At 30.6% G+C, this 2089-nt stretch carries 1 protein-coding gene and 1 pseudogene; one reads left to right on the top strand and one right to left on the bottom strand.

Going from position 1 to position 2089, the window contains the following annotated elements:
- Nucleotides 1-126: 126 nt before the first annotated feature.
- Nucleotides 127-1397: pseudogene (mobV, locus tag DVJ99_RS13370) on the top strand (MobV family relaxase).
- Nucleotides 1398-1567: 170 nt separating this feature from the next.
- Here mobV and qacC read toward each other — a convergent pair.
- Nucleotides 1568-1891 carry a quaternary ammonium compound efflux SMR transporter QacC gene (gene qacC / locus DVJ99_RS12815; RefSeq protein ID WP_015387327.1) on the bottom strand — a complete coding sequence of 108 codons (324 nt, stop codon included), beginning with the start codon at nucleotides 1889-1891 and terminating at the stop codon, nucleotides 1568-1570.
- Between the last annotated feature and the right edge of the window lie 198 nt (nucleotides 1892-2089).

The raw sequence follows: 2089 nt of genomic DNA, 5'->3' as shown, positions 1-2089 counted from the left end.
CGTTAGCAAAAACAGGTTTAAGCCTCGCAGAGCACACGTATTAACGACTTATTAAAAATAAGTCTAGTGTGTTAGACTTTAATAAATAAAGCTACGCAAAAACATGTGCAGTGGAGGGATTTTAATATGCCGTATTCTATTATCAGAGTTGCTAAAGTAAAATCAAAAACGAATACAAAAGGTATTCAAAAACATGTACAAAGACAAAATAAAAATTATGAAAATATGGATATTGATTTAGAAAAATCATACTTAAATTATGATTTAGTCAATGATAGTCCGATTGATTATAATCAAAAAATCGATGAGAAAATTGAACAAAATTATAATGGGAAACGCAAAATTAGAAAAGACGCAGTAAAACATATTGATGGTTTAATTACATCTGGTAATGAATTTTTTAAAAATCAAACACTTGAAGAAACAAAGCAGTTTTTTGAACATGCTAAAACGTTTTTAGAACAAGAGTATGGAAAAGATAATTTATTATATGCAACAGTGCATATGGACGAAAAAACACCTCATATGCATTATGGGGTAGTTCCGATTACAGAAGATGGTCGATTGAGTGCGAAAGAGGTTTTAGGTTAATAAAAAGGCACTAACTGAATTTCAAGATAGATTTAACGAACATATCAATAGTTGTGGTTATGACTTGAGTAGAGGTATAACAAGGGGCGTTACACCGAGACGACATGAGCAGATAAGTCGTTATAAAAATTTAACAGATTATCACAAAGAAGAATATGAGCATGAGAGCCGAAAATTAGACCGTATAAAGCAAGAAAGCGAAGAAGTAATGGAACAGTATCAAAATGCTTTAGATGTTCTAAAAAAGGCCTATAAATGTCCCATATGAGCTTGAAACTGAAAAAGTTGGTGGACTGTTCAACAAAGAAACACAGGAAACAGGTAACGTCGTTATTGATAAAAATGAATTTGATTTATTGCAGGAACAAGTAAAAGCTTCTCAACTCATTACTGATGATTATGAATATATTAAAAGCGGAAAGGCTTTAAAAGATTTTGAGGAAAAAAACAAAAGATTAGAAGATAGATTATTAGACGAACAGATTAAAAATGGAAAAGTAATAGATGAATACAATGATTTAGCGGATAGTTATAATAATTTATTGGAACAAAATCAAGAAAAAGAAAAAGAGTTAAACCGTTCGTATAAACTATTTAACAATGTGTTTAAGTTGATTAAAGGTGTGATGAAAGAAGAAACATATCATTCGTTGATTAACCATATTGATAATCACTTAGAAAGCTCAAAAATGCGAGAAACAATGATTGTAGATGATAACGATGAACAATTCTTTAAGAAAAAATATCAAAGGCATGAACCAGAAATTATTTTTGAAGATGAACGAGATGATGGCTACACTTTATAAAGACGACGCATTTATGCCGAGAAAATTTATTGTGCGTTGAGAAGAACCCTTAACTAAACTTGCAGACGAAAGTCGGCATAGCGTGAGCTATTAAGCCGACCATTCGACAAGTTTTGGGTTTGTTAAGGGTTCGGAGGCTCAACGTCAATAAAGCAATTGGAATAAAGCAATTAATGCGATGTTCCGAAAATGTTTAACGAAACTACGCCGACTATGATTAAAACTATAGATACTATAGTTATTAGATTTATTTGTTCTTTGAAAATAATTATTGAGACTACGGTTGTTAAGACTAAACCTAGTCCCGCCCAAGTTGCATAAGTTATATTTAGTGGTAGGTGTTGCATTGTTTTACTTAAAAAATAGAAACAAATTCCAAATGAAATTATTGTTCCTAAGGATGGTATAAATTTTGAAAAGCCTTCTGAAGATTTAAGAAATGCACTTCCAATAACTTCAGTACTTATGGATATTATTAAATAAATATAAGGCATTTTTAACTCCTTTTAATTTTCGTATTTTATTTAATTTTATTCTAAGTATTTTTCATTTGCAACGATCCTTTTATTTTTTATTTGTATCAGTATCAATTTTACAGTAAACATGCATTTATGCCGAGAAAATTTATTGATGTTGAGAAGAACCCTTAACTAAACTTGGAGACGAATGTCGGCATAGCGTGAGCTATTAAG

The sequence above is a fragment of the Staphylococcus sp. EZ-P03 genome, assembly GCF_003344575.1.
In the GTDB taxonomy this organism is placed as follows: domain Bacteria; phylum Bacillota; class Bacilli; order Staphylococcales; family Staphylococcaceae; genus Staphylococcus; species Staphylococcus simulans_B.
Note: the sequence above shows the minus strand (reverse complement) of the source record. Positions and strands in the feature narration are given on the sequence as shown.